The sequence below is a fragment of the Salinivibrio sp. MA440 genome, from assembly GCF_001996265.1.
GTDB classification, from domain to species: Bacteria; Pseudomonadota; Gammaproteobacteria; order Enterobacterales; family Vibrionaceae; genus Salinivibrio; species Salinivibrio costicola.
On sequence record NZ_MUFI01000027.1, the window covers coordinates 1 to 23,509 of the forward strand.

19 protein-coding genes are annotated in these 23,509 nt (G+C 50.4%); 4 read left to right on the plus strand and 15 right to left on the minus strand.

Annotated elements, in window-relative coordinates; genetic code table 11:
• Positions 1 to 375 precede the first annotated feature (375 nt).
• The 13 genes from BZG80_RS09665 to yceD all read right to left on the minus strand — a co-directional run bounded on the left by BZG80_RS09665 (position 376) and on the right by yceD (position 10,891).
• Positions 376 to 1,155 (minus strand): TatD family hydrolase, encoded by a 780-nt coding sequence (locus tag BZG80_RS09665; protein WP_021023145.1) that lies wholly within the window; start codon positions 1,153 to 1,155, stop codon positions 376 to 378.
• A 1-nt stretch (position 1,156) separates the two neighbouring features.
• Positions 1,157 to 2,149 carry a DNA polymerase III subunit delta' gene (holB, locus tag BZG80_RS09670; protein WP_077461220.1) on the minus strand — a complete coding sequence of 331 codons (993 nt, stop codon included), beginning with the start codon at positions 2,147 to 2,149 and terminating at the stop codon, positions 1,157 to 1,159.
• Positions 2,146 to 2,784, minus strand: coding sequence for a dTMP kinase (tmk, locus tag BZG80_RS09675; RefSeq protein ID WP_077679228.1), 639 nt, complete (start codon positions 2,782 to 2,784; stop codon positions 2,146 to 2,148). The genes holB and tmk overlap by 4 nt, the downstream gene beginning before the upstream one ends.
• Positions 2,781 to 3,797, minus strand: a complete 1,017-nt coding sequence (gene mltG, locus BZG80_RS09680) for an endolytic transglycosylase MltG (protein WP_241833892.1) — start codon at positions 3,795 to 3,797, stop codon at positions 2,781 to 2,783. Before mltG ends, tmk begins: the two co-directional genes overlap by 4 nt.
• Positions 3,791 to 4,600, minus strand: a complete 810-nt coding sequence (gene pabC / locus BZG80_RS09685; protein ID WP_077679230.1) for an aminodeoxychorismate lyase — start codon at positions 4,598 to 4,600, stop codon at positions 3,791 to 3,793. The genes mltG and pabC overlap by 7 nt, the downstream gene beginning before the upstream one ends.
• Before the next feature lie 108 nt (positions 4,601 to 4,708).
• Entirely contained in the window at positions 4,709 to 5,947 is a 1,239-nt protein-coding gene (gene fabF, locus BZG80_RS09690) for a beta-ketoacyl-ACP synthase II (protein WP_077461217.1), read from the minus strand.
• Positions 5,948 to 6,039: 92 nt separating this feature from the next.
• Positions 6,040 to 6,276 carry an acyl carrier protein gene (acpP, locus tag BZG80_RS09695; protein WP_025673161.1) on the minus strand — a complete coding sequence of 79 codons (237 nt, stop codon included), beginning with the start codon at positions 6,274 to 6,276 and terminating at the stop codon, positions 6,040 to 6,042.
• A gap of 157 nt (positions 6,277 to 6,433) precedes the next feature.
• Entirely contained in the window at positions 6,434 to 7,168 is a 735-nt protein-coding gene (fabG, locus tag BZG80_RS09700) for a 3-oxoacyl-ACP reductase FabG (RefSeq protein ID WP_021023151.1), read from the minus strand.
• A 72-nt stretch (positions 7,169 to 7,240) separates the two neighbouring features.
• Complete coding sequence (gene fabD, locus BZG80_RS09705; RefSeq protein WP_077679231.1) at positions 7,241 to 8,167, minus strand: ACP S-malonyltransferase; 927 nt, start codon at positions 8,165 to 8,167, stop codon at positions 7,241 to 7,243.
• Positions 8,168 to 8,184: 17 nt separating this feature from the next.
• A complete protein-coding gene (locus BZG80_RS09710) occupies positions 8,185 to 9,144 on the minus strand; it encodes a beta-ketoacyl-ACP synthase III (protein ID WP_077576651.1) in 960 nt (319 codons plus the stop codon).
• A gap of 8 nt (positions 9,145 to 9,152) precedes the next feature.
• Positions 9,153 to 10,175 (minus strand): phosphate acyltransferase PlsX, encoded by a 1,023-nt coding sequence (gene plsX / locus BZG80_RS09715; protein ID WP_077679232.1) that lies wholly within the window; start codon positions 10,173 to 10,175, stop codon positions 9,153 to 9,155.
• Between the two features lie 9 nt (positions 10,176 to 10,184).
• Complete coding sequence (gene rpmF / locus BZG80_RS09720; protein WP_021023155.1) at positions 10,185 to 10,355, minus strand: 50S ribosomal protein L32; 171 nt, start codon at positions 10,353 to 10,355, stop codon at positions 10,185 to 10,187.
• Between the two features lie 5 nt (positions 10,356 to 10,360).
• Positions 10,361 to 10,891, minus strand: coding sequence for a 23S rRNA accumulation protein YceD (gene yceD / locus BZG80_RS09725; protein WP_021023156.1), 531 nt, complete (start codon positions 10,889 to 10,891; stop codon positions 10,361 to 10,363).
• A 204-nt stretch (positions 10,892 to 11,095) separates the two neighbouring features.
• Here yceD and BZG80_RS09730 point away from each other — a divergent pair, with 204 nt between their 5' ends.
• Entirely contained in the window at positions 11,096 to 11,689 is a 594-nt protein-coding gene (locus BZG80_RS09730) for a Maf family protein (protein WP_077677032.1), read from the plus strand.
• On the opposite strand, the gene BZG80_RS09735 is transcribed toward BZG80_RS09730, so the two are convergent.
• Both BZG80_RS09735 and rluC read right to left on the minus strand, forming a co-directional pair.
• Positions 11,682 to 12,413: an HAD-IA family hydrolase gene (locus tag BZG80_RS09735; RefSeq protein WP_241833893.1), complete on the minus strand. Its 732-nt coding sequence runs from the start codon at positions 12,411 to 12,413 to the stop codon at positions 11,682 to 11,684. The two genes, BZG80_RS09730 and BZG80_RS09735, sit on opposite strands and share 8 nt — an antisense overlap.
• Positions 12,414 to 12,497: 84 nt before the next feature.
• Positions 12,498 to 13,448 carry a 23S rRNA pseudouridine(955/2504/2580) synthase RluC gene (gene rluC, locus BZG80_RS09740; protein ID WP_077679233.1) on the minus strand — a complete coding sequence of 317 codons (951 nt, stop codon included), beginning with the start codon at positions 13,446 to 13,448 and terminating at the stop codon, positions 12,498 to 12,500.
• Between the two features lie 719 nt (positions 13,449 to 14,167).
• Between rluC and rne the strand changes: the two genes are divergently transcribed.
• The 3 genes from rne (at position 14,168) to BZG80_RS09755 (ending at position 23,476) form a co-directional block, all read left to right on the plus strand.
• On the plus strand, positions 14,168 to 17,200 hold the full coding sequence (gene rne, locus BZG80_RS09745) for a ribonuclease E (protein ID WP_077679249.1): 3,033 nt from the start codon (positions 14,168 to 14,170) through the stop codon (positions 17,198 to 17,200).
• Between the two features lie 290 nt (positions 17,201 to 17,490).
• A complete protein-coding gene (locus BZG80_RS09750; protein WP_077679250.1) occupies positions 17,491 to 20,898 on the plus strand; it encodes a response regulator in 3,408 nt (1,135 codons plus the stop codon).
• A gap of 889 nt (positions 20,899 to 21,787) precedes the next feature.
• Entirely contained in the window at positions 21,788 to 23,476 is a 1,689-nt protein-coding gene (locus BZG80_RS09755) for an ABC transporter substrate-binding protein (RefSeq protein ID WP_077679234.1), read from the plus strand.
• Positions 23,477 to 23,509 lie beyond the last annotated feature (33 nt).

Consider the following 23,509-nt stretch of genomic DNA (forward strand, 5'->3'; position numbering starts at 1 on the left):
CGTAAGATAATGATTAAAAATAACTTTTTACACTGACGACGGATAAAAAGACCGCATAAAAAAACAGCGACTTAAAAACCTCAAAAGTTATTTCATGTAACGAAAAATCTCATGCACACGATAAACGTTACAATGGCCATTTTTTCTCTATTTTCCATGTAGTTATGATTAAATTGCGCCAGATCAAATTTCGAGCCGCATTCAGTGTAAAGCAACAACCTGAGGAAAAAACAACCGATTATTGACGACAGTATAGCCAGATCATCATCAAAACGACGCGCTTTATAGCGATAAAAAGCCGCGCTTTTTGTCGTTATCATTCATGGGTACATTCAGGTAGGAAAAAAGCCCGATTGAACAATCGGGCGACGTGGATTATTGCGGATTCGCACTCGAAAAAAGCGCAAAAAAGTTCCGGCTAGTGATATCACACACCGTTTCAACAGACTCACCTTTTAACATCGCCACGTATTCGGCGACCTCTTTCACGTAAGCCGGTTGGTTTTGCTTGCCACGATGCGGCACCGGAGCCAAATAAGGCGAATCCGTTTCGACCAGCAATCGTTCAAGCGGCAAACGCCGCACCACATCCTTTAGCTCCGTCGCTTTATTAAAAGTAACGATGCCAGAAATCGAAATGTAGAAGCCTAGCTCAATCGCCGCTTCTGCCATTTCATAGCTCTCTGTAAAGCAGTGTAGCACACCGCCTACACGCTCAGCGCCTTCCTCGCGCAAAATCGTCAAGGTATCCTCTCGCGCGGCACGGGTATGAATAATCAGGGGCTTATTTAGCTCGACGGCGAGACGGACATGCTGACGGAAAATCGCTTGTTGCTGCTCGGCCAGTTCCGGTTGGTAGTGATAATCCAACCCAGTTTCCCCGATCGCGACCACGCGCTCATCCGCGGCCAGGGCTTTCAGTTGCTGATAGTCAAACCCATTTTCTATATCTAAGGGGTGAACACCACACGAGGCAAAAACATGAGGATAAGGGCGGATCATGTCTAGCATCGCCGGGAAACTATCCAATGTAACGCCAACAGAGAGAAAATAATCGACACCCCTTGCCTGTGCTTTATCCAGAACATCTTCCACATTCTGGTGCAGCGAATCATAGTCCAGTTTGTCGAGATGGCAGTGAGAGTCTATTAACACGTTATTCTCCAATCGATAATAGCCATTGGCTAAGTACCAATTCGGTATTTAGCCCAGTATGCGTTTGCAGCTGACGCTGCAGTTGATGTAATTGTCGCAATTGCGTATGGACGTGCTGAGTCGCCATCACATTCGCCACCTCAGCCACCAAGGCGTGATGATGGCGATGCAAAATAGCGTGTTTTGCGCCTTGTCGCCATTTGAGCACATCAAGTAGAAAGTGGCTCAGCCAGTCCAGTGAGGCGGGATAGTGTGCGACCAACACCTCTGACGTGTCAAATAAGCCAGTACGGCTTTTTACGTAGGTCGCGAAGCCATTGATCACCGCATGATGATGTTCGAGTCCTCCAGATTCAACAAAATCACGTGCTGCCAATGGCGCACCGCGGTAAAGCGTGACCGCATGATCAGGAACCGTGCGCTTCAACGCTTGCTCAATCCAATGCTTCGCGGTTTCGTTATCCGGCTGTGGCGCTTTCCAGACGCTGCATCGACTGATAATCGTCGCTAACAAGCTATCAAGTGACGCGGTTAGCAACACGAAGTAACATCCTTCTGGCGGCTCCTCTAATGATTTTAATAGTGCGTTAGCCGCGGCCTCACCGAGGTTTTCAACGCGCTCAATCACGATAAAACGGGCACCGCCTAGCTGTGACGTTTCCATCGCTTGACGTTGCACCTTACGCACCGCATCAATACCTATCTGCTTACCAGGTTTTTCAGGCATCAACCAGTGCATATCAGGGTGATTACCGGCATCAAATAACTGGCAACTATGACAACACCCACATGCTTGGTCGGCCTGCTGCTTGCACAAACGCACCTTGGCCAAATGACTGGCCATTGCGCGCCGACCGCTTCCCGGAGGGGCAGCCAGTAATACGGCATGCGGAAAGCGTGCGGTCACTAACAGTTGCTGCCAGTGCGTCCATACCGTATTAAACCAAGGAAACACGTGCGGGGCGGGATGGTGCGCGACGACTGACTCACTCATAACGTTTTAAGTTGCTTAAGCCACGTCGATAACGCCGTTTTAATGCTGGCGGTCACCACCTCAAGCGGTTGACTGGCATCGATAATCACCACACTCGGATCCTGGTGCGCTAACGCCAAATAACGCGCGCGAGTGCGCTCAAAAAAGTCGATCTGCATTTGCTCAATCCGATCGAGCTCACCGCGTCCACGGGCACGCGCCAACCCCATTTCAGGATCAATATCCATATATAGCGTCAAGGCGGGAGCAAAGTCACCGAGGACAGTCGCTTTTAAGCTTTCCATTAGTGCAGTATCCATCCCGCGTCCACCGCCTTGATACGCTTGAGAAGACATATCATGACGATCACCAATCACCCACTGCCCTTTTGCTAACGCTGGTTTGATCACGTTTTCAACCAGTTGAACACGAGCCGCGTATAACATTAATAACTCGGCTTTATCTGTTAAAGGCTCCTCAGGATGCCCTTGTTTTACCAAGGTTCGTAACTGCTCCGCAAGTGGCGTCCCACCTGGCTCACGCGTAGTGACCACATCATGAATGCCGGCATCGTGGAGTACCTGCTTTACTTGACTAATGGCGGTACTCTTACCCGCCCCTTCAAGGCCTTCTACGACGATAAAATGATTGTTCATTGATTTCTCAACACTTTTAGGTAATCACGCACGGCTCGATTGTGTTCGGCCAATGTCGTGGAAAATTGATGGCCCCCTTTGCCTGTCGCGACAAAGTAGTAATAGTCCGTATGTGCCGGTTGCGCGGCAGCCATGATCGACGCTTTACCTGGCATCGCAATGGGCGTGGGCGGCAACCCATTAATCACATAGGTATTATAGGGTGTCGGCGTACGCAAATCGCGCTTACGGATATTGCCATCATATTGCTCTCCCATGCCATAAATGACCGTGGGGTCCGTTTGCAAGCGCATGCCTTTGCGCAACCGATTAACAAATACAGAGGCCACGTTTTCACGCTCACTGACAACGGCTGTCTCTTTTTCGATGATAGAGGCTAAGATCAATAACTCATAGGGCGTTTTAATAGGCAAGTCGTCGGCACGGTGTTGCCATGCTTTCTCGAGTGTGGCCTCCATGGCGCGCACGGCACGCTGTAACAGGTCAATATCCGTATCATTCACGTCGTACGCATAGGTTTCAGGCAGTAACAGTCCTTCTAACTGATCACGTGATACCCCGAGCTTATCGGCAATGACCGCTTCACTGACACCCTCTAGTGTATGATCTAAGTGCGGTGCTGATTGCAGCTGCGCACGCCACTGTGCGAACGTGCTCCCTTCGACAAAAGTGATTGATGCCTGATACTGCTGTCCCGATCGGAGGGTGGTGAACGCTTGCGCGAGCGTTTGCCCAGGTTGAAATTGAAATGTCCCCGCTTGAACGCGGGTTAACTCAGGATACAGATGAGGAGCAAACTTGGCCCAGAGACTTGATGCCACCCAACCTTTGGCTTCAAATTGCCTTATAACGCGTTGATAGTGCGCACCAGCCGGCACAGTGAATAATTGAGGAGATTGAATTGATAAGGGCGTCGCAACGAATGCTTTCGTCTGCCATATTACCACTGCGGCGGCCAGCACAACCAACGCCATTATCGCGCTGATCCCCCCTAAAAGTCGCTTTTTTAGCACGCGTTTAACCTCTGTTGTAACACCCGAGTCAGGGTATGTGTGTTAAATGGTGTGTCGTTGATTGCCGTGACCGGCACCACTTTCATTAAGGTGTTGCAGATAAAGACTTCATCGGCCTGGTAAAGCGCCGTCTCATCGGTGCTCACCGTATGGCATTGAACATCCCCGACGCCCTCTAGCACAGCCATCACTTTATCGCGCATCAATCCAGCCACACCGGCATACTGTAACGCCGGCGTATAAACCACTGGGCCACTACGCCAAAAAATATTTGCAGCTGAGGTTTCCACTACATGGCCAAACATATCGCTTACCACCAGGTCATCGGCTGTGGTGTCAGAGAGTGTCTGTTTGAGTAACACTTGTTCGAGCCGATTTAAGTGCTTTAACCCCGCCAACGGTGAGGCGCCCAATTGAATGGACGTGGTTGCCAGCGAGATCCCTTGTTGCTGCCACTGGTGGTAATGGGAGGGAAAAGGATGCAGACTAACGATAACCGTCGGTGCCGTGCACCCTTGGGGGCTATAGCCACGCCCACCTTGACCACGGGTGATGATCACTTTCAGAACCTGCTCACCTTGAGCCTGTTGACAGGCCAAATCAAGGGTGTGCGCTAATAGGGGCCAGTCAACGTCTGCAATGGCTAAACGCTGACAGGTATCCTGGAGGCGAAGAAGATGTGCATCGCGATCGAGCAACACCTTGGAATACACATGACCTGTGGTAAAACAACCATCGCCAAATTGTAAGCCCCGATCGGACACCGCTATCTCGGTGCTAAGCTGTCCATTAACCCAATGCATGATTCCTTGCCACCTCACCAATAAAAACGGCCCGACAAATCGGACCGTTATTATATCAAAATCTCTCAATCAAAATCTCTCATCACGCAGCGCTCACTGCGCGTGTCATTAGATTTTTTTGAAGATCAAAGAGCCGTTGGTGCCACCAAAGCCGAATGAGTTACACAGCGCATAATCCATTTTTACATCGCGCGCATGATGTGGCACATAATCGAGATCGCACCCTTCATCAGCATTATCAAGGTTAATCGTCGGCGGTACAATTTGGTCAATCAATGACATCGCGGTAATGATCGACTCCACCGAGCCTGCCGCGCCAAGAAGGTGTCCTGTCATTGATTTGGTCGAAGACACCAAAACGCTATCCGCGGCTGCCCCCATCGCACGGCGCACGGCCTTACTCTCGGCGACATCACCCGCCGGGGTTGAGGTGCCATGGGCATTGATGTAACCAATTTGCTCAGGCGTGATGCCTGCATCACGAATGGCAGCTTCCATCGCAAGTGCAGCACCAGAGCCGTCTTCACTGGGTGATGTCATATGATACGCATCACCACTCATACCAAAGCCGACGAGCTCACAATAAATCGTCGCCCCGCGAGCTTTAGCGTGTTCATATTCTTCAAGCACCATCACACCGGCACCGTCGCCGAGGACAAAACCATCACGATCTTTATCCCAAGGACGCGAGGCCGCTTGAGGATCATCGTTGCGGGTCGACAGTGCTTTCGCTGCAGCAAAACCACCGATACCCAGCTCTGTCGAGGCTTTTTCGGCGCCGCCTGCCACCATGGCATCGGCATCACCAAACGCAATCATACGCGCCGCATGGCCAATATTGTGTAGGCCGGTGGTACACGCGGTTGAAATCGAGATATTTGGACCGCGCATGCCATAGTTAATCGACACGTGACCGGCAATCATATTGACGATGGTTGATGGCACAAAGAAAGGGCTAATTTTACGTGGACCCTTCTCCACAAATGCACGGTGGTTCTGTTCAATTAAACCAAGGCCACCAATGCCCGAGCCGATCGCAACACCAATACGGTGCGCATTGTGGTCGTCAACTTGCAGTCCGGAGTCTTGAATGGCTTGCACACTGGCCGCGATGCCGTATTGAATGAACAAGTCCATTTTTCGTGCATCTTTTTTCGACATGTAGTCTTCACAGTTGAAGTCTTTAACCATGCCGGCAAATTGAGTAGCAAAGGCGCTGGCATCAAAATGCTCGATGGCGGAGATACCGCTTTGCCCGGCTAGCAGAGCTTTCCATGAGGACTCAACTGAGTTACCGACGGGTGATAACATACCCATGCCAGTCACAACAACACGACGCTTAGACACGATGATATTCTCCGGAGAATATTAATTTGGATTGTAGAGTAGAGTAAAAAAAACACAGGCGGTCAAGGAGACCGCCTGGTAGGATTCTGAGATTACGCTGAAGCGCCGACTACGTAGTCGATAGCGGCTTGTACAGTCGTGATCTTTTCTGCTTCTTCATCTGGAATCTCTGTATCGAATTCCTCTTCAAGAGCCATTACCAGCTCAACGGTATCCAGAGAGTCCGCGCCCAAGTCGTCTACAAATGAAGCTTCGTTTTTCACTTCTGCTTCGTCGACACCTAGTTGCTCAATGATGATTTTCTTTACGCGTTCTTCGATGTTGCTCATATTAATACTAGTCCTTACAAGATTCGCAGATGCGATATGTGCTGTAGTTTATTCATTAATGTGGAAGTTGCAAGACCTCCACGGCTGGTCAAACCACGATTTGGGGACAAATCAATCGGAGTTTGACGTGTGTCATTCCAGATTGCAACGGTCTCGATCAAATCATGTACATGCCGCCGTTAACGTGCAAGGTTTCGCCTGTCATGTATGCGGCATCGTCTGATGCTAAAAAAGCGACCGTCGCAGCAATCTCTTTAGGATCGCCTAAACGTCCCGCTGGCACTTGTGCCAAGGTTGCTGCGCGCTGATCGTCACTGAGGGCCTTCGTCATATCGGTTTCGATAAACCCAGGCGCAACGGTGTTAACGGTAATGCCACGCGCAGCCACTTCACGTGCCATGGATTTAGTAAAACCAATGACACCTGCTTTTGCCGCAGCATAGTTGGCTTGTCCCGCATTCCCCATCACACCGACGACAGAGCCGATATTGATGATTCGGCCGCAGCGTTTTTTCATCATCGCACGCAAGACTGCCTTTGATAAACGGAAAATCGACGTCAAGTTGGTATCGATGATATCTTGCCACTCGTCGTCTTTCATACGCATCAATAGGTTATCACGAGTGATACCCGCGTTGTTAACCAGAATATCAACATCACCAAATTCTTTTTTGATCGTGGCTAAAACGTCCGCCACTGAATCCGATGATGTGACATTCAGGGCCAACCCTTTACCGTTTTCACCGAGGTAGTCGCTGATCGCTGCGGCACCGTTTTCACTGGTTGCCGTCCCGATCACTGTTGCACCGCGCTCAGCCAAAAGCTCTGCCGTTGCTCGGCCAATACCTCGGCTCGCACCTGTCACTAGTGCTACTTTTCCATCTAGTTTCATTCGGTTACCCTTTTAATTGATTCTGCCGACATCGGCCGGCAGTCACAGAATACTATTACCGCACAGTCACACTTAGGCTGTTGCTGCCGCCAAGCTGGCGCTATCGTTAACAGCCGCACTGCTCAATGATTTGTTGATGCGTTTGGTCAATCCCGTTAGGACTTTACCTGGCCCAAACTCGAGAAGCTGCTCAACGTCTTCAGTCGCCATACGCTCAACGGTTTCCGTCCAGCGGACTGGACTATGCAACTGGCGCACCAGTGCTTCTTTAATGGCGGCTGGGTCCGTTGGTGTCGCTACGTCGGCATTATTGATCACAGGAATGACAGGCACATTAAACGTGACAGATTCAAGTGCTTGCGCTAATTTTTCAGCAGCAGGTTTCATCAATGCACAGTGTGACGGCACGGATACCGGCAATGGTAGCGCCCGCTTAGCGCCCGCTTCTTTGCACAGTATATTGGCGCGTTCAACCGCGTCTTTATTCCCAGCAATCACGACTTGACCGGGCGAGTTGAAGTTAACCGGCGAAACAACCTGATCTTGAGCGGCTTGTTCGCACGCCGTTGCGATAGCGTCATTGTCGAGACCAATAATCGCTGACATCGCACCGACGCCTGCAGGGACCGCTTCTTGCATCAATTGGCCACGTAACTCGACAAGCTTGATGGCTGCTTTAAAGTCCAATACCCCTGCACAGACCAAAGCTGAGTACTCACCCAAGCTATGACCCGCGAGTACCGAAGGCGTTGCACCACCTTGCGATTGCCAGACCCGCCAAATCGACACTGATGCCGCCAACAAAGCAGGCTGAGTGCGGTGGGTTTCATTCAAATCTGCCTCAGGACCTTGTTGAACCAACGCCCACAGATCATAGCCAAGCACCTCAGAGGCCTCTGCAAACGTCTGCTGAACCACACCATATTGTTCAGCTAACTCACCGAGCATACCCACGGCTTGCGAGCCTTGGCCCGGAAATACGATCGCTGTTTGAGTCATATTCGTTTCCTATTAGTTTAGAACCTGACCAGTGCAGAACCCCATGCAAAACCGCCACCAAATGCTTCAAGCAATACCGTTTGACCACGTTGAATGCGTCCATCACGCACCGCTTCATCAAACGCAGTCGGTACAGAAGCCGCTGATGTGTTGCCATGACGGTCTAGGGTCAACACCACTTGATCCATCGACATCGCGAGTTTTTTCGCGGTCGCTTTAATAATTCGGTAGTTCGCCTGATGAGGAACTAACCAATCAATGTCTGATTTTTCGATTTGGTTCGCCTGAAGGGTTTCCGTGACAATATTCGCCAGCTGCGTTACCGCCACTTTGAACACTTCATTGCCGGCCATATAGAGCCAGGCTTCATCCGATACATGGGATTGGCCCCGCTCGGGATACTTCAGTTTCAAAAGCTCACCAAATTTTCCATCCGCTTTTAAATGGGTGGACAAAATACCATCTTGCTCATCGGCCGAAAGCACGACGGCTCCCGCACCATCGCCAAACAAAATAACGGTAGACCGATCCGCGGGATCGCAGGTGTGCGAGAGGCGATCGGCACCAATCACAAGAGCATGTTTTGCCAGCCCATTTTTAACGTACTGATCGGCCACACTCAACGCATACACAAAACCAGAGCATGCAGCGGCAATATCAAACGCTGGACAACCTTGTATCCCCAACATCGCTTGCACATCACAGGCCGCGGCTGGAAACGCACGTTCACCACTGGTCGTGGCAACAATAATGAGATCGATATCATGTTTGTCGATGGCGGCCATTTCAATCGCCTGTACGCCGGCTTGATAAGCCATTGAGGCAACGGTGTCTGTCGGTGCAGCAATGCGACGTTCTTTGATCCCCGTACGGGTCACAATCCACTCGTCACTGGTGTCTACCATTTGTTCAAGGTCAGCATTGGTGCGAACCTGTTCAGGCAAATAGCTGCCTGTGCCCAAAATCTTACTATACATGAAGACTACTAATGCCTCTCGAGAAGAACTGCCTCTAAACGGTCACTTATCTTAGTTGGGATTTGCCGTTCGACCTCGTGCACCGCTTCAAAAATAGCGTTTTCGTAAGCGGCGATATCTGCGCGTCCGTGGCTTTTTACAACGATGCTGCGCAATCCTAGCAAACTTGCGCCGTTGTACTGGTCGGGTTTCAGCTGTTGGAGTTGATTTAAAAGCTCAGAAAATAGCCATTTCGCGATCCAGCGCTTGATAGGATGAGGATTAAGGTGCGCTTTCACCTTATCAGTGATCAAACGGGCGACGCCTTCGCTGGTTTTTAATGCGACATTGCCAACAAAACCATCACAGACAATCACATCCGTTTCACCGGTGTAAATCTGGTCGCCTTCGACATAACCCGTGTAATGCACCGATGGGCTATGCAAAAGCAAGTCAGCACAACGACGCACCCAGTCATTCCCTTTGATCGCCTCTTCACCGATATTTAATAAGCCAACCCTTGGCGTACGGCTAAGCTCTGCTTCGGCTAACACCGCCCCCATCACCGCAAACTGGAAGAGCGTATCCGCGTCACAGGCCACATTCGCCCCTAAATCAAGCAACCATTTACGTTGATGATTGGCACCGGGCAGCGCAGTGACTAGCGCCGGTCGGTCGATACCGGGTAATAATTTCAAAAGGTATTTGGACAACGCCATCAAAGCACCGGTATTGCCGGCACTGACACACGCATCCGCCTCACCACTGGCGACGCATTCAAGCGCGACACGCATGGAGGTATCGGCGCTACGTCGCAATGCGGTAGACGGGCGCATATCATTAGGGATTACGTCCGGGGCATGGACGATGGATAGTCGGGGATGATGCTGGGCATTAAGTTGACGAAGCGACGCTTGGATGCGAGATTCATCGCCCACTAGCATCACTTTTAGGTCCGCAAAACGCGACAATGCCTGCACGGAGGCAGGCACTGTGACTTGGGGACCAAAATCCCCGCCCATCGCATCGAGTGCAATGGTTAGCCTAGTCAAGGGTCAACCTTACTTGTTGATAACCTTGCGGCCACGGTAGAAACCGTCTGCAGTCACATTGTGACGCAGGTGAGTTTCACCGCTGGTTTTGTCTACAGATACAGCTTGAGTACCCAGTGCATCGTGTGAACGACGCATACCACGCTTAGAACGGGTTTTACGGTTCTTTTGTACGGCCATTGACCCTACTCCTCGTTACTTTGCTTTAAGTTTTTTAGTGCGGCAAACGGATTTGGACGCTCATCAGCAAGTGGGATTTCCCCGAACACCATGTTGTCCGTACTGACTTTGCAGTCTGTATCTTCGTGCATGGCGACTTGTGGCAAGGCCACAATCAACTCGTCTTCGACCAATTGAATCAGATCAATCTCACCGTTTTCGTCGACTAATGCCGGCTCATAAGCATCCGGTAAATTGCCCACCTGGTCTTCATTGAAAACCGGGCTATAAACGAATTCAGTTTCATAGCGATACGAGAACGGCCCCCAACAACGTTGGCACTCAAGACTCACTGAAACGGCTGCTCGACCCGTTACAATTTTCAAGCCTTGGGCATCAATGTCGAATGAAAGCATGACCTCTGCATCACTATCGATGCTTTGGGTTGCCTCACCGAGGCGCAACAATCGCGACTTGTCTACAATACCATCGTAGTCGAGTTGCTTTTGGGCGCAACGGAACGGATCAACCGTCAGCGGTAGCTTTACCTTCTGCATAGGGCGCGAATATTAGCCTCCAAATGCGCTGGAGTCAAAGAAAATGTTACCTACGCGTCGCTGTTTAGGCTCGATAGCCACTCGGCCGGTTTGCCGACATCGCGCAAGTTATCTTTTCAGGTTAGACTGAGTGCGAACAATTAACAAAAATCGATCACGCGCGAGTCGTTTAGACACACTGGCGCGCTTAAAAAAGGAACGGTCATGCATACCACACAACCGCCAAAAATTGTGCTGGCATCAAGCTCCCCCTACCGCCAGGCCCTCTTAAAAAAGTTCGCCCTCCCCTTTTCGACTTTTTCACCTGCCATTGACGAAAGTCGACTCGAGAACGAACGCGCCACTGACTTAGTGGAACGGCTCGCACTCGAAAAAGCGATGGCCGGGATGCCGCTGTTCGATAACGCCATCATTATAGGCTCTGACCAAGTGTGTGTAATTGACGAGGAAGTCTTAGGCAAGCCGCATGAGCGAGACGTCGCCATTGAGCAGTTAAAGCGCGCCAGCGGCAAGAAAGTGACCTTTTACACGGGGCTGGCGGTGATTAATAGTGAAACCGGTGAGCATCAATCGGACGTTGAACCTTTTCATGTCGATTTCCGTGAGCTCACCGAACAGGAGATTGTCCGCTACATCGATATCGAGCAACCGCTAGATTGCGCGGGCAGCTTTAAATGCGAAGGCTTAGGGATTGCCCTCTTTAACGCCATGCATGGCCGCGATCCCAATACATTAGTGGGGCTGCCACTGATTCGGCTACGCGAGATGTTAGAGAAAGAAGGGATCAGGGTTATCTAACCGGCGCGTGATCTATCAATGCGGTGAGGCTGTACAATACAGCAACGGGACCAAAGGTCGTTAGGCTAGCGTGATCTTCAACGCCCCAGGTAACAGCCAACCGTGCCATATCCGCATTGACGGCTAACTGCATGTCATGGCCCGTATCACCGATCATAATCGCTTTCTCGCGCGCGATACCCGTTTGCGCTAACACTTCGTCTAGCATTTGTGGGTCAGGTTTAGATGCCGTTTCATCCGCGCAACGCGTCGCAACAAATAAATCCTGCGTGCCTGTCTCTGCCATAGCTCGATCTAAGCCTGCTCGTGATTTTCCGGTCGCAACCGCTAATTGAAAGCCTTGTGCTTTTAATGCCACTAATGTGTCTTTGACGCCAGAAAAAAGCTGGCACGGTGTCGGATTGTCGTGGACAAATTGCTGACGATAATGCGCAATCCAGCTCGGATACCAAGCCGGATCAGCGTCGGGATAGAGCAATTGATAGCCCTTTTCCAAACTTAAACCGATCATGGCTTGCAAGCGTTCAGGCGGTAACACCGGCAACTGGCCGGTTAAACGTGCTGCCCTATCAAGGCTAGACACAATCCGTCCAATGGAATCCATCACCGTACCGTCCCAATCAAAAATCAGTAACGAATAAGAGGCAATGGCAGGATGCGGCTTTCTTATTGCCATATTTGACGCCGCATCACAATCAACAGTGGTCGGTGGTTCAATGTGCATTTTTACCTCGTGTTCTCAACACTTACTGTTGCAAGACGCAGCGACAAAATACTGCGTATTGACGATCTGGAAATACGGAAAAAATTATGCGTTTTTCGCCCGTAGCCCTTCAAGGGCACGCTCAAGCTTGGGCTCCATCGGCGCGCTGAGCATCATGGTGTCTTCATTCCCCGGATGCACAAAACGGATATTGGCAGCATGAAGGAACAAGCGATCCAGCCCGACTGACCGGGTGTATGCATCAAAGCGCGGATCACCATAGCGATCATCCCATGCTAAAGGATGCCCGACATACTGCGCGTGTACCCGTATTTGATGCGTTCGTCCCGTCACAGGACTAGCCTGCACCAAGGTAGCGTCAGCAAAGCTTTCAATCACTTTAAAACGCGTTTCAGACGGTTTCCCCTTAGGGTTAACACGCACAATGCTATTCACCTCATTTTTTAATAGCGGTGCGGTCACTTTGCGCTGTTTAGCTGGCCATTTGCCCATGACTAACGCGTAATACTCTTTTTGCACCGTCTTTTCTCGAAACTGCGCCTGTAAATGTCGTAGTGCCGAGCGTTTTTTCGCAATCAATAAAATCCCTGAGGTGTCACGGTCAATCCGATGAACCAGCTCTAAAAAACGCGCCTTAGGTCGCAATGCACGCATGGCCTCAATGGCACCGAATTGCAATCCACTGCCTCCGTGTACCGCGGTCCCCGATGGCTTATTAAGCACTAACAGATGATCGTCTTCATGCAAAATACAATGTTCAAGCGCCGCCACTTTGTCTAACTTGGTGCTGGGTGCGGCTTTTTCATCTTTGTCGGGAAGACGAATAGGTGGCACGCGCACCACATCTCCCGGTTGGAGTTTATATTCCGGTTTTATCCGTTTTTTGTTAACTCGCACTTCGCCTTTACGAAGCACGCGATAAATCATACTTTTCGGGACATTTTTCAGCTGATTTCGCAAAAAATTGTCAATACGTTGGCCGGCGATATCATCATCGATGTCGATAAATCGCACTTGAGATTTTTGTTCTGTCATAACTTATTATTCTACCTCTAAGTGTGCTGACATGCACCTGTTGAGCGTGCTAAAGCCGTTAAATCACGTGATAGCTATGCCGCAAAATCGCGGCAAAATCCGTTGAGTTCCGCTCTCTTCCTGCCGGGCAATCGTGCAAAAAAACGCCATATTCACTGGGTTTTTCTATCAAGGCAACATAAGCCAATAAAGCCGATTGCTGGACTCTGGTCTCCCTGCTATAGTTGCGGCGTTAGTCAGAAAAGCAAACGCTTAGCTGACACACGGTTTATCGCCTGCGATAGAGATATCGCGCTTGGCAAACACGTGGCGCTCGGGGTATAAAAACGCGAGTGGTGCGGTTGCGAATCGAGCAGTCGGTAACCGTCATGCGGTTAATCCCGCAATAGCACCATAATTCCGAATGCTTTTAAGGCGTTACGCGGCAATTGGCGTAAGACGTAAACCCAAAGCACCCGTTAGTGTGTTGACACGAGGCAGTGAGTCAGTGTCAGAGCTCTCCGCCATCGGTAAAAAACGGCGGACGCCAACTGTGTAATCCGGTGAGCCATAAAAACCGTTGCAGCTGGCCGATTAAAACTTGCCCGAGCGCACCCCTGATTTTCTCCAGCCGGGAGGCTGCATCATATCAGACTTGGGGTCAGGCAGCATTGGCGACTGCTCTCGTCATCAACCGCTAATAACAACGATAAATAAATGAGAAAAATCAGATGAAAAGAATGTTGATTAACGCAACTCAGAAAGAAGAGTTGCGCGTCGCATTGGTTGACGGTCAACGGTTATACGATCTCGATATCGAAAGCCCTGGCCATGAATCGAAAAAAGCTAACATTTACAAAGGACGCATCACCCGTATTGAACCCAGCTTGGAAGCGGCATTTGTTGATTACGGCGCAGACAGACACGGTTTCCTCCCGCTCAAAGAAATCGCTCGCGAATACTTCCCTTCCGGTTACAGCTATCAAGGCCGTCCCAACATCAAAGATGTGGTGAAAGAAGGCCAGGAAGTTATTGTCCAAGTAGACAAAGAGGAACGCGGTAATAAAGGTGCGGCACTGACCACCTTTGTTTCTCTAGCCGGTAGTTATCTGGTTCTGATGCCAAATAACCCGCGTGCAGGCGGTATCTCTCGCCGTATCGAAGGCGAAGAACGCAGCCAGCTGAAAGAAGCCATGTCCGGCCTCGAGCTGCCACAAGGCATGGGGCTGATTGTCCGCACGGCTGGGGTCGGCAAATCGGCCGAAGAGCTTGAGTGGGATTTAAAAGTGCTTCTTAACCATTGGCAAGCGGTGAAAGAAGCGGCAGCGGCAAACCCTGCACCTTTCCTTATCCATCAAGAAAGTAACGTGATTGCGCGCGCAATCCGTGACTACTTGCGTCGCGACATTGGCGAGATTTTGATCGACAGCGAAAAAGTCTTCACACGGGCGCAAGAACACATCAAGCTGGTTCGTCCTGACTTTGTCAGCCGCATTAAGTTTTATGATGGCGAGGTTCCACTCTTTAGCCATTATCAAATCGAGAGCCAGATCGAGTCGGCCTTCCAACGCGAAGTACGCTTGCCATCCGGCGGCTCGATTGTTATCGATCCGACTGAAGCACTGACGTCTATCGATATTAACTCTGCCCGAGCCACCAAAGGCAGCGACATCGAAGAGACAGCTCGCCAAACCAACGTCGAAGCGGCAGAAGAAATTGCCCGCCAATTGCGTTTGCGTGACTTGGGCGGCCTGGTGGTGATCGACTTTATCGACATGACCCCAGTACGTCATCAACGCGAAGTCGAAAACATGCTCCGCGATTCGGTACGTATGGATCGTGCTCGCGTACAAATCGGCCGCATCTCGCGCTTTGGCTTGTTAGAAATGTCGCGTCAGCGCTTAAGCCCTTCATTGGCGGAAGCCAGTCATCATATTTGCCCACGCTGTAAGGGAACAGGCGTCATTCGTGATAACGAGTCACTGTCTCTTTCTATCCTTCGTTTGATGGAAGAAGAGGCAATGAAGGAAAACACCGCACAAGTACTCGGTATTGTTCCTGTCCCTGTGGCCTCTTATCTGCTCAACGAAAAACGCCGCTCCGTCCAGCACATTGAGAAGTACCACAATGTCAAAGTGGTGGTGGTACCAAACGCCGAAATGCAGACCCCGCACTTTGATGTGGTTCGTGTGCGCGGTGGTGAAGAGATGGCTGACCTGTCTTATCAATTGCCCGGTCAAATCGACGCGTTGAAAGAAGCAGAAGCACGCGAAGAGCCACAACAAGCACGTCCAGCGAAAAAACGTGAAGAGCCTGTTCTGCAAGGCTTTGCCGCACCCGCGACACCAGCGCCAAGTGCGCCAGCTCAAACGGCGTCGACCGAGGCATCCGTTAAAGCGACAACACCGGGGTTATTGGCAAAAGTCGGTCAGTTTATTGCTAAGCTATTTAGCGCGCCTGCCAGTGATGAGGCGACGAGCCAAACCACACAAAAGCCTGAAGCATCAAGTCAGGAACAAGGTCAGAAATCATCACGCGACCAACAAAATCGTCGCAATCAGTCTCGTGGTAGTCAATCGCGTGGCAACTCATCGCGAAGCAACCCATCGGCTAGCAACCATAAGCCCGACGTGCAAGACGAGCAAAGCGATAACAGCAGTAACGATCGCGGTCGTAACAATAAGCAACGTCGTCAAAATAAATCCCAAGAAGAACGTCGCGACACCAATCGTAAAGGCAAGAAGCCTCGCAACGATAACCGTAGCGACAAAGCGAAGAAAACCGCAGAGCAAGCACCAGCGGTCGAACCACAAGACGACAGTAAAGCGGCTAAACCGCAAGCTGAAAAAGCGGATAATAAAGGTCAGAAGCCAAACGATCAGAAGGCGGAAAAAACCGAACAGGTTAAACAGCGCCGTCAACGTCGTAAGCTAAACCGTAGCGTGCGGATTAATAAAGACATCGCAGAGACACACGCGCCGGTCGAGACTGCCGCCGAGCCAGGCAAAGACTTGCATCAAGTCGGTGCCGAAGTCGCCCAACAAGCGAAACAGCAACCGGAAAACGGCAAAAAAGAAGGCCAGCAGGACAAGCGTCGTAACCGTCGCTCACCTCGCCATCTTCGCGCCAGTGGCCAGCGTCGTCGTCGCCGTCCAATAGTGAAAAGCCCAATGCCGCTCACCACGGGCATGGCCTCACCGGAAATGGCAATGGGTAAAGTGTGGTCAGCAGAGCAACCGGTCAAGGTGAAGCAAGATCGCCGTCGCCAAGATAAACGCCAAACCCATCAACCGAGTGTGAGTGGTATTGTAAGTGGTGTGGCGCGTCCTGAAATGGCGATGGGAAAAGTCATTATCATGCAAAGCAAACCGGCTGACGCGGCCCCGGTCTCAACCCGCCCTGCATCTTCTGTAGGCACACCCGCGGCTGAACAGAAGCCTGCTGTGCAGCCCGTGCAGACGCCTGAGGTGGAAGCCACACCGCAAGTAGCCGTTTCACCCACACCGGCCACGACACCGGAGCATGATCCGAACGTCGATTTAGTGACCGAGAAAGTGATTGAGCGCGAGGTGGCAATCAATGCACCGACCGCCACTATTCAATATCGCCGCGCAACATCACCGATGATGAAAGCGCCGGCACCGAATGAGACAGTCGATCACAGTCCTGTAGCTATCGCCGCGTTTAACGCGCCAAACGCAGACGCCAAAGCAGCAGGTAGTGCCTGCGCTCGTGCATCAGCGTATGCGCCTGCGACCAAGCCCCAGCACTAATCGCTAGGCTTAACGGCATTCTTCAAAGGCCTCGGCATATGCTGAGGCCTTTTTTTAGATTTATTCCGCCGACGCAATACCTGTCACCCTACCCTCACTTGCAGCGATACATAGAAAAGTGCGTCAATCAACACGCTTCTATCGATACTTCCTTGTCAAAGCGAAAAAACGCAGTAACGTCGTAACAGGATGCGTTCCTCAAGCCTGATTATTCACGTTAACATTGACTCAGACAGGACGAGTGAACCCACAACCTTTATTAAAGTGCTGTAGGGAAAATGCTGTTTATTATGAAGAAGTTTCTCGCTGTCTACCCATTTAAACGCCTTCATCATACCTTGATGCTGGCATTCTTGTTATTAAGCCTTCTTCCACTCACTTTGGTGGCATTGTTTTTTTTAAATGCTTATAGCCAGGATCTGCAAAAGCAAAGTACCGCGCACCTTTTATCGGTTCGAGACAGCAAGCAGCAGCAAATCAATGATTACTTGAATGCCCAAGAAGCCGAAGTGCTAGGCTTTGTGGCCTCTGAGCTAGCCTATGCCAGTGGCGGCCATTTTTATGGTTTGATCGATGCATTTCGCCGCTTACGCCCTGACATTGAACAAGCCCGTCAATACGCCCAACGCCGTTATCTTCCCGAGTCAGGGAACAAAATAAAAACGCCCGTCGCCAAAGACGATCCCAACTATTCAGCCACTGAGCGTTATCGGCTGCTCCATCAACGTTATCATCGCGCTTATCAGGCGTTACTGGCACGCGCGGATTTTGATGATGCTTTACTCGTCGATAAACAAGGCAACGTCACCTACTCGGTGAAAAAACACGCCAACTACGGCACCAATTTAATCACAGGGCCATTCCGAGATACCTCATTGGGGCACACCTTCTCAGCCTTGACACAGCACAGCCAAAAGATACAAGGCAAACTTGACCCGACGCCACATGTCGTTATTTCAGATTTCTCACCCGAGCAAGATGGGATACCCGTAGCTTGGCTAGGTGCACCGATTATTCAACAAGGATACCTTCATAGTTATGCCCTGTTTCGGCTACCCAACCAGGCTCTTGCCACATTAATGGCGCCGAGAGAGTCCAATGGTATTCAAACCTTATTGGTGGGAAAAGACAGCCAAGTACGTGCGCAATCAGCAACCTCTAAAGCGATCACCAACAGCACGCCAGTGATGGACAAGGCGCTGGCGGGGAACACAGGTGTCACCCGTTACCAAAGCCCCTCGGGCAACACATTGCTCGCCGCTTATACCCCCATTGATAGCCATGGTTTAAAGTGGGGACTCGTCGCCGAAGTACCCACACAAGTTGCGTTCGCACGGGTCCACCAATTAGAGCAGCTATTTATTGTCGCCATGCTGCTCGCGACCCTCGCCGTGGTCGTTGCATCGCATTATGTGTCTAACTTTATTACTCGACCACTCCTTCAACTTACGTGGGCCGCCGAAAAAGTCAGTGCCGGTGATCTCGACACCCAAATCCATCACACACGCCGGCCTGATGAAGTGGGTCGGCTAGCAGTGAGTTTTGCACGCATGCGTCATGCTATTCGCGAGAAAATCCAGTTAATTCAAAAGCAAAATCAAACCTTAGAAGCCAACCTCACCATCATCAAGGCTCAGAACCAAGAGCTGCAGTTGGCCAACACGCTAAAAGATGAGTTCCTCGCCACCACGTCACATGAACTACGCACGCCGCTACACGGTATGATAGGTATTGCAGAAGCAATGATTGATGGTGCGAACGGCCCAATTAGTCGCGATCACCAATACCAATTGTCGATCATCGTTGACAGTGGTCAACGGCTAGCAAAACTGGTTGATGATCTTCTCGATTATCACAAAATGCGTTATGGGCAACTGGGTCTCGAACAATGCCCTGTCGATGTTAACGCAATGACACAATTGGTCCTTTCACTCGCCAAGCACCTTAAAAAAGATAAACCCTTGGAGATCATCAACCAGCTGAGCGATTCGCCAGTATGGGTATACGCCGATCCGCAACGGCTCGAGCAAGTTATGTACAATCTGCTTGGCAATGCGATCAAGTTCACCGAAGCAGGCAAAATAGTGATCAGTGCCGATACCATTGATGACCGTATTCGCGTTCAAGTGGTTGATACCGGCAAAGGGATCCCCGCCGAACAACTCAGCCGAGTCTTTGAGCCGCTAGCCCAAGCAGTAAGCGGCCACTATCACTATCAACACGGTGCGGGTCTAGGACTATCGATTAGCCGACAACTGATTGAACTGATGGGCGGTCAACTCTATGTCAGTAGTCAACCACAGGTCGGAACCACGTTCAGTTTCACGCTTGCCAAAGCACATGAAATGCCCGCACTGACGGATGAGACTGATCAGCATATCTCGATGTCCGAGCATATCCACCCCTTAGACGCGGATCAACGCTTCCCCGAGCCAGCTGAAGCCAGCGTCCCCGCTCCAGCCGAAGACGCGCTGCATATTATGGTTGTCGATGATGAGCCGACCAATCAACAAATCCTAACCAGCTTTCTTCACATGGAAGGCTACCGTGTTTCAACCGCCAGCGATGGCCGCACTGCGATAGATAACGTAATCGCCACACCGCCAGATCTGGTACTTTTGGATGTACTGATGCCGGGAATGAGTGGCTTTGACGTCTGCGAGCAACTCAGGACACACTTCGATCATGCCGCACTTCCCATCATTATGCTCACTGCACTCAACCAGCCGGATGACAGGGTCTATGGCTTTAGCGTGGGTGCGAATGATTACCTCAGTAAACCCTTTGATAAACGAGAGCTGGCCGCACGGATTGCCACCCACCTGACCGCAAGTCAAGCTGAGCAGCGACGCCAAGAAAATCAACGCCTTGAACAGGCACTAGAGCAAAGCGCACAACAACAAGCCAGCCTGCTCGAAACACAATCTTGGCTGATCTCACAGCTTTCTCTTGCGCCCGAAGCCATGCTCGGCATGAGTCGTGATGGCCAAGTTAGGTTCGTCAACGAAGCGGCAGCACGCTTGTTTAAGCGCGATAAAGAAGACGTAAAACGCATGCACGGCCACGCACTCGTTACCGCCCCCGACCACGCCCAACATAGCGAACGCTATCAAGGGCCACTTACCGCTTTTATTGACGGAACGCCTGAGCACCTTGATGGCATGTTGTTACGTTTTCCTGCAGAATCTGATATCGACAGCCTCTACGTGATCAACAACGATGCCCCCGTTTCTCAAACCCGTATACAAAGCCTTGAAAGTGCGATTGAAGCCCTCTCTGGGTATGCATTAGGCGGCGACATTCGCCAACTGGACGCATTAAAAGCCATGGGCGGTGAGTTTGAGGCGCTGGCAGAAAAAGCTGAACATCAACAAGAAAGTAAAATCAACACCCGTAGGCAGCTCATTGTCGAAGCCATGATTGCAGGGTTAGATTACTGGGAAGAAGCCACCGGCAAAACCAAGTTCGACTTTGCCGAACAAAGCGGCTTATGGCGCGTATACCTTGATCGTAGCAGCTTACAAACGCGCACTTTAGACAAGTACCTCTTGCTAGAAACCCTTCCCAAAACGCCAAGGTGGCGCACTGTGCTGAATTCCATTCGCTTTATCCTCGATCATTGCGACAAACGCAGCACCACCCGCACTCAGCTAGAATCTTACTACCAACAACTGCGCCAACTACTGTTAGACGATTAACAACACACCCAGCACCGCAATAAAGTGCCTCCTCTTCCGGGGACAGGCACTTTTCTCCTAGCTCCTTAAGAGTAGCTCCGTACGAGGACAGGCACATTTCCCTTTAGGAGGACAGACACGTTAAGTCCATGCCGTTTTTATTTTCTTACGGGGACAGGTATCTTCTTACGGGGACAGGCACCTTAGTCATAAGGTGCCTGTCCCCACAATCAATAAAGTGCCTGTCCCCGATATCTCACTATATTTTTCTAAAAGTGTCTGTCCCCGATATCTCTCTGTCACCAATACAGTGCCTGTCCTCACTATCACCCCCCGATATCAATAAAGTGTCTGTCCTCACTATCATTACTCACTATCACCCTCCTATTAAATTAATAATCGACACAAAACAACATTATGGATCTGCCTCTTCAGCATGGCTAAAAGCCATATAAACCAAGATTAAAAGTGAAAGTGCGCGCTTTATCACAACAAAAATAAAGATAAATTTTTCGACGAGAAATAAGAGAGGGAATGTGTGTGACATGGGTCGATCTATCAATAATAACACTGTAAACAATTGATAATTAATAATTTAAAGTTTAGCTTATTGAGGGTGAAATGAACGATTTTGAGACTAACTGCATGGACAATCGTCTTCTCAAGCCCTTCATTTTAACGAAAATAACGACGATTAAAGGTGTTTTTACGGTTTTAACGATTTCGACCGTTGCAGCAAAGGGGTAACTGGGGCTTATTGAAGGGAGTTGCTGGCCGACCTCTTGCAATAACACCATGACGACAACCACAGCGGAACGTTAGCAACCGGTAACATTGAGCTCACAGGCGGTCCATTAAAGAGCTCACCACTATCCATCACGTGAACTGAAAGCAACAGTAAGGAATGGCTATGTTTTCGAGTAACAGTAGAATTGCCAGCAAGACCCTACTTGCCTCTGCAATAATTGGTGCGTTAAGCATGAGTGCTGGCGCAAGTGCTGCTGAGCGCAGTGAGCTCACCATTCATCCCAAAGAATTCAATACCTTCGTCCGTAACTTTAACCCCTATTTAGGATCGACCTATCTTCACACGACGACCGACTTTGTCTATGAACCTTTGGTCGTCTTTAATGAACTACAAGGCAACGAGCCCGTTTATCGTATTGCGACGGGTTTCGACATGGCAGACGATTTAAAAAGTGTCACCTTTACCCTGCGTAAAGGGGTGAAGTGGTCAGACGGTGAAGCCTACACCGCCGATGATGTGGTGTATTCGTTTGATTTGGTCAAAGCGAACCCAGAACTCGACCAATCGGGGATTAACCAGTGGATCGACGATGTGAAGAAAGTCGATGATTACACCATCCGCTTTGAGCTCACTGAAGCTAATTCGAACGTCCCTTATGAGATTGTCAAAGTCCCCGTGGTGCCTAAGCATGTGTGGGAAAACATCGACAACCCCGCCTCATATACCAACGAGAATCCTGTCGGGTCAGGCCCCTTCACCACTATCGATACCTTTACCTCGCAACTCTATATTCAGTGCCGCAACCCGCATTATTGGGATAATGATAATCTCGACGTCGATTGCCTGCGTGTGCCACAGATTGCCAATAACGATCAGTTTTTGAGTAAGGTGATAAACAGCGAAATGGACTGGACCTCGTCGTTCATTCCTGACATTGATCGCACCTATGCCGCGGCCAATCCAAACCATCACTATTGGTATCCGGCTGCCGGCACTCAGGCCTTTATGGTCAACTTTAATGACCCCGATCCTGCCAAGCGCGAAACGCTGACCAATGTCGATTTTCGCCGTGCTTTCTCGATGGCGATTGATCGTCAAACCATCATTGATATCGCTTTTTATGGCGGTGGCACGGTGAATGACTTTGCATCCGGCCTTGGCTATGCCTTTGAAGCCTGGTCAGACGACGCAGTGCATGAGAAATATCGTCAATACAATACTTACGATCTAGACGGCGCCAAAGCCCTGCTCGCTGAAGCCGGCTTTACAGATCAAGACGGTGATGGCTTTGTTGAAACACCATCGGGCAAATCGTTTGAGCTAGAAATTCAGTCGCCCAATGGCTGGACTGACTTTAATAACACCGTACAACTGGCGGTTGAGCAACTTGCCGATGCCGGTATCAAAACAAAAGCACGTACCCCGGATTTCTCGGTGTATAACCAAGCCATGCTCGAAGCCGATTACGATGTGGCCTACACCAACTATTTCCACGGTGCTGACCCCTATACCTATTGGAATAGCGCGTATAACTCCAACCTACAGGAAGGGGATGGCATGCCGCGGTTCGCGATGCATTACTACCAAAATGCCGAGCTCGACAAGTTATTAGACAGCTTCTACAAAACCGCGGATAAAGATGAGCAGCTGGAAATTGCTCACCAAATTCAAGCGATTATCGCCAAGGATCAAGTCACCATTCCGGTTCTTTCTGGCGCGCAAATGTATCAATACAACACAACCCGCTTTACCGGTTGGTGGAACGAAGACAATCCGAAAGGTCGCCCCTCTATCTGGGCCGGCATTCCCGAACGTCTTCTCCACGTACTGGACCTTAAACCCGTTCAGTAACCACTATCGGGCGCATTGTGCGCCCGCTTTTCC

Excerpts from the sequence above, each read along its gene's own strand:
- rluC (WP_077679233.1), bottom strand. The coding sequence starts at position 13,448 with ATGACAGAACAAAAATCTCAAGTGCGATTTATCGACATCGATGATGAT.
- BZG80_RS09730 (WP_077677032.1), top strand. The coding sequence starts at position 11,096 with ATGCATACCACACAACCGCCAAAAATTGTGCTGGCATCAAGCTCCCCC.
- rpmF (WP_021023155.1), bottom strand. The coding sequence starts at position 10,355 with ATGGCCGTACAAAAGAACCGTAAAACCCGTTCTAAGCGTGGTATGCGT.
- acpP (WP_025673161.1), bottom strand. The coding sequence starts at position 6,276 with ATGAGCAACATCGAAGAACGCGTAAAGAAAATCATCATTGAGCAACTA.
- holB (WP_077461220.1), bottom strand. The coding sequence starts at position 2,149 with ATGAGTGAGTCAGTCGTCGCGCACCATCCCGCCCCGCACGTGTTTCCT.
- fabD (WP_077679231.1), bottom strand. The coding sequence starts at position 8,167 with ATGACTCAAACAGCGATCGTATTTCCGGGCCAAGGCTCGCAAGCCGTG.
- BZG80_RS09750 (WP_077679250.1), top strand. The coding sequence starts at position 17,491 with ATGAAGAAGTTTCTCGCTGTCTACCCATTTAAACGCCTTCATCATACC.
- pabC (WP_077679230.1), bottom strand. The coding sequence starts at position 4,600 with ATGCATTGGGTTAATGGACAGCTTAGCACCGAGATAGCGGTGTCCGAT.
- fabG (WP_021023151.1), bottom strand. The coding sequence starts at position 7,168 with ATGAAACTAGATGGAAAAGTAGCACTAGTGACAGGTGCGAGCCGAGGT.
- tmk (WP_077679228.1), bottom strand. The coding sequence starts at position 2,784 with ATGAACAATCATTTTATCGTCGTAGAAGGCCTTGAAGGGGCGGGTAAG.
- BZG80_RS09755 (WP_077679234.1), top strand. The coding sequence starts at position 21,788 with ATGTTTTCGAGTAACAGTAGAATTGCCAGCAAGACCCTACTTGCCTCT.
- BZG80_RS09710 (WP_077576651.1), bottom strand. The coding sequence starts at position 9,144 with ATGTATAGTAAGATTTTGGGCACAGGCAGCTATTTGCCTGAACAGGTT.
- BZG80_RS09735 (WP_241833893.1), bottom strand. The coding sequence starts at position 12,413 with ATGCACATTGAACCACCGACCACTGTTGATTGTGATGCGGCGTCAAAT.
- rne (WP_077679249.1), top strand. The coding sequence starts at position 14,168 with ATGTTGATTAACGCAACTCAGAAAGAAGAGTTGCGCGTCGCATTGGTT.
- yceD (WP_021023156.1), bottom strand. The coding sequence starts at position 10,891 with ATGCAGAAGGTAAAGCTACCGCTGACGGTTGATCCGTTCCGTTGCGCC.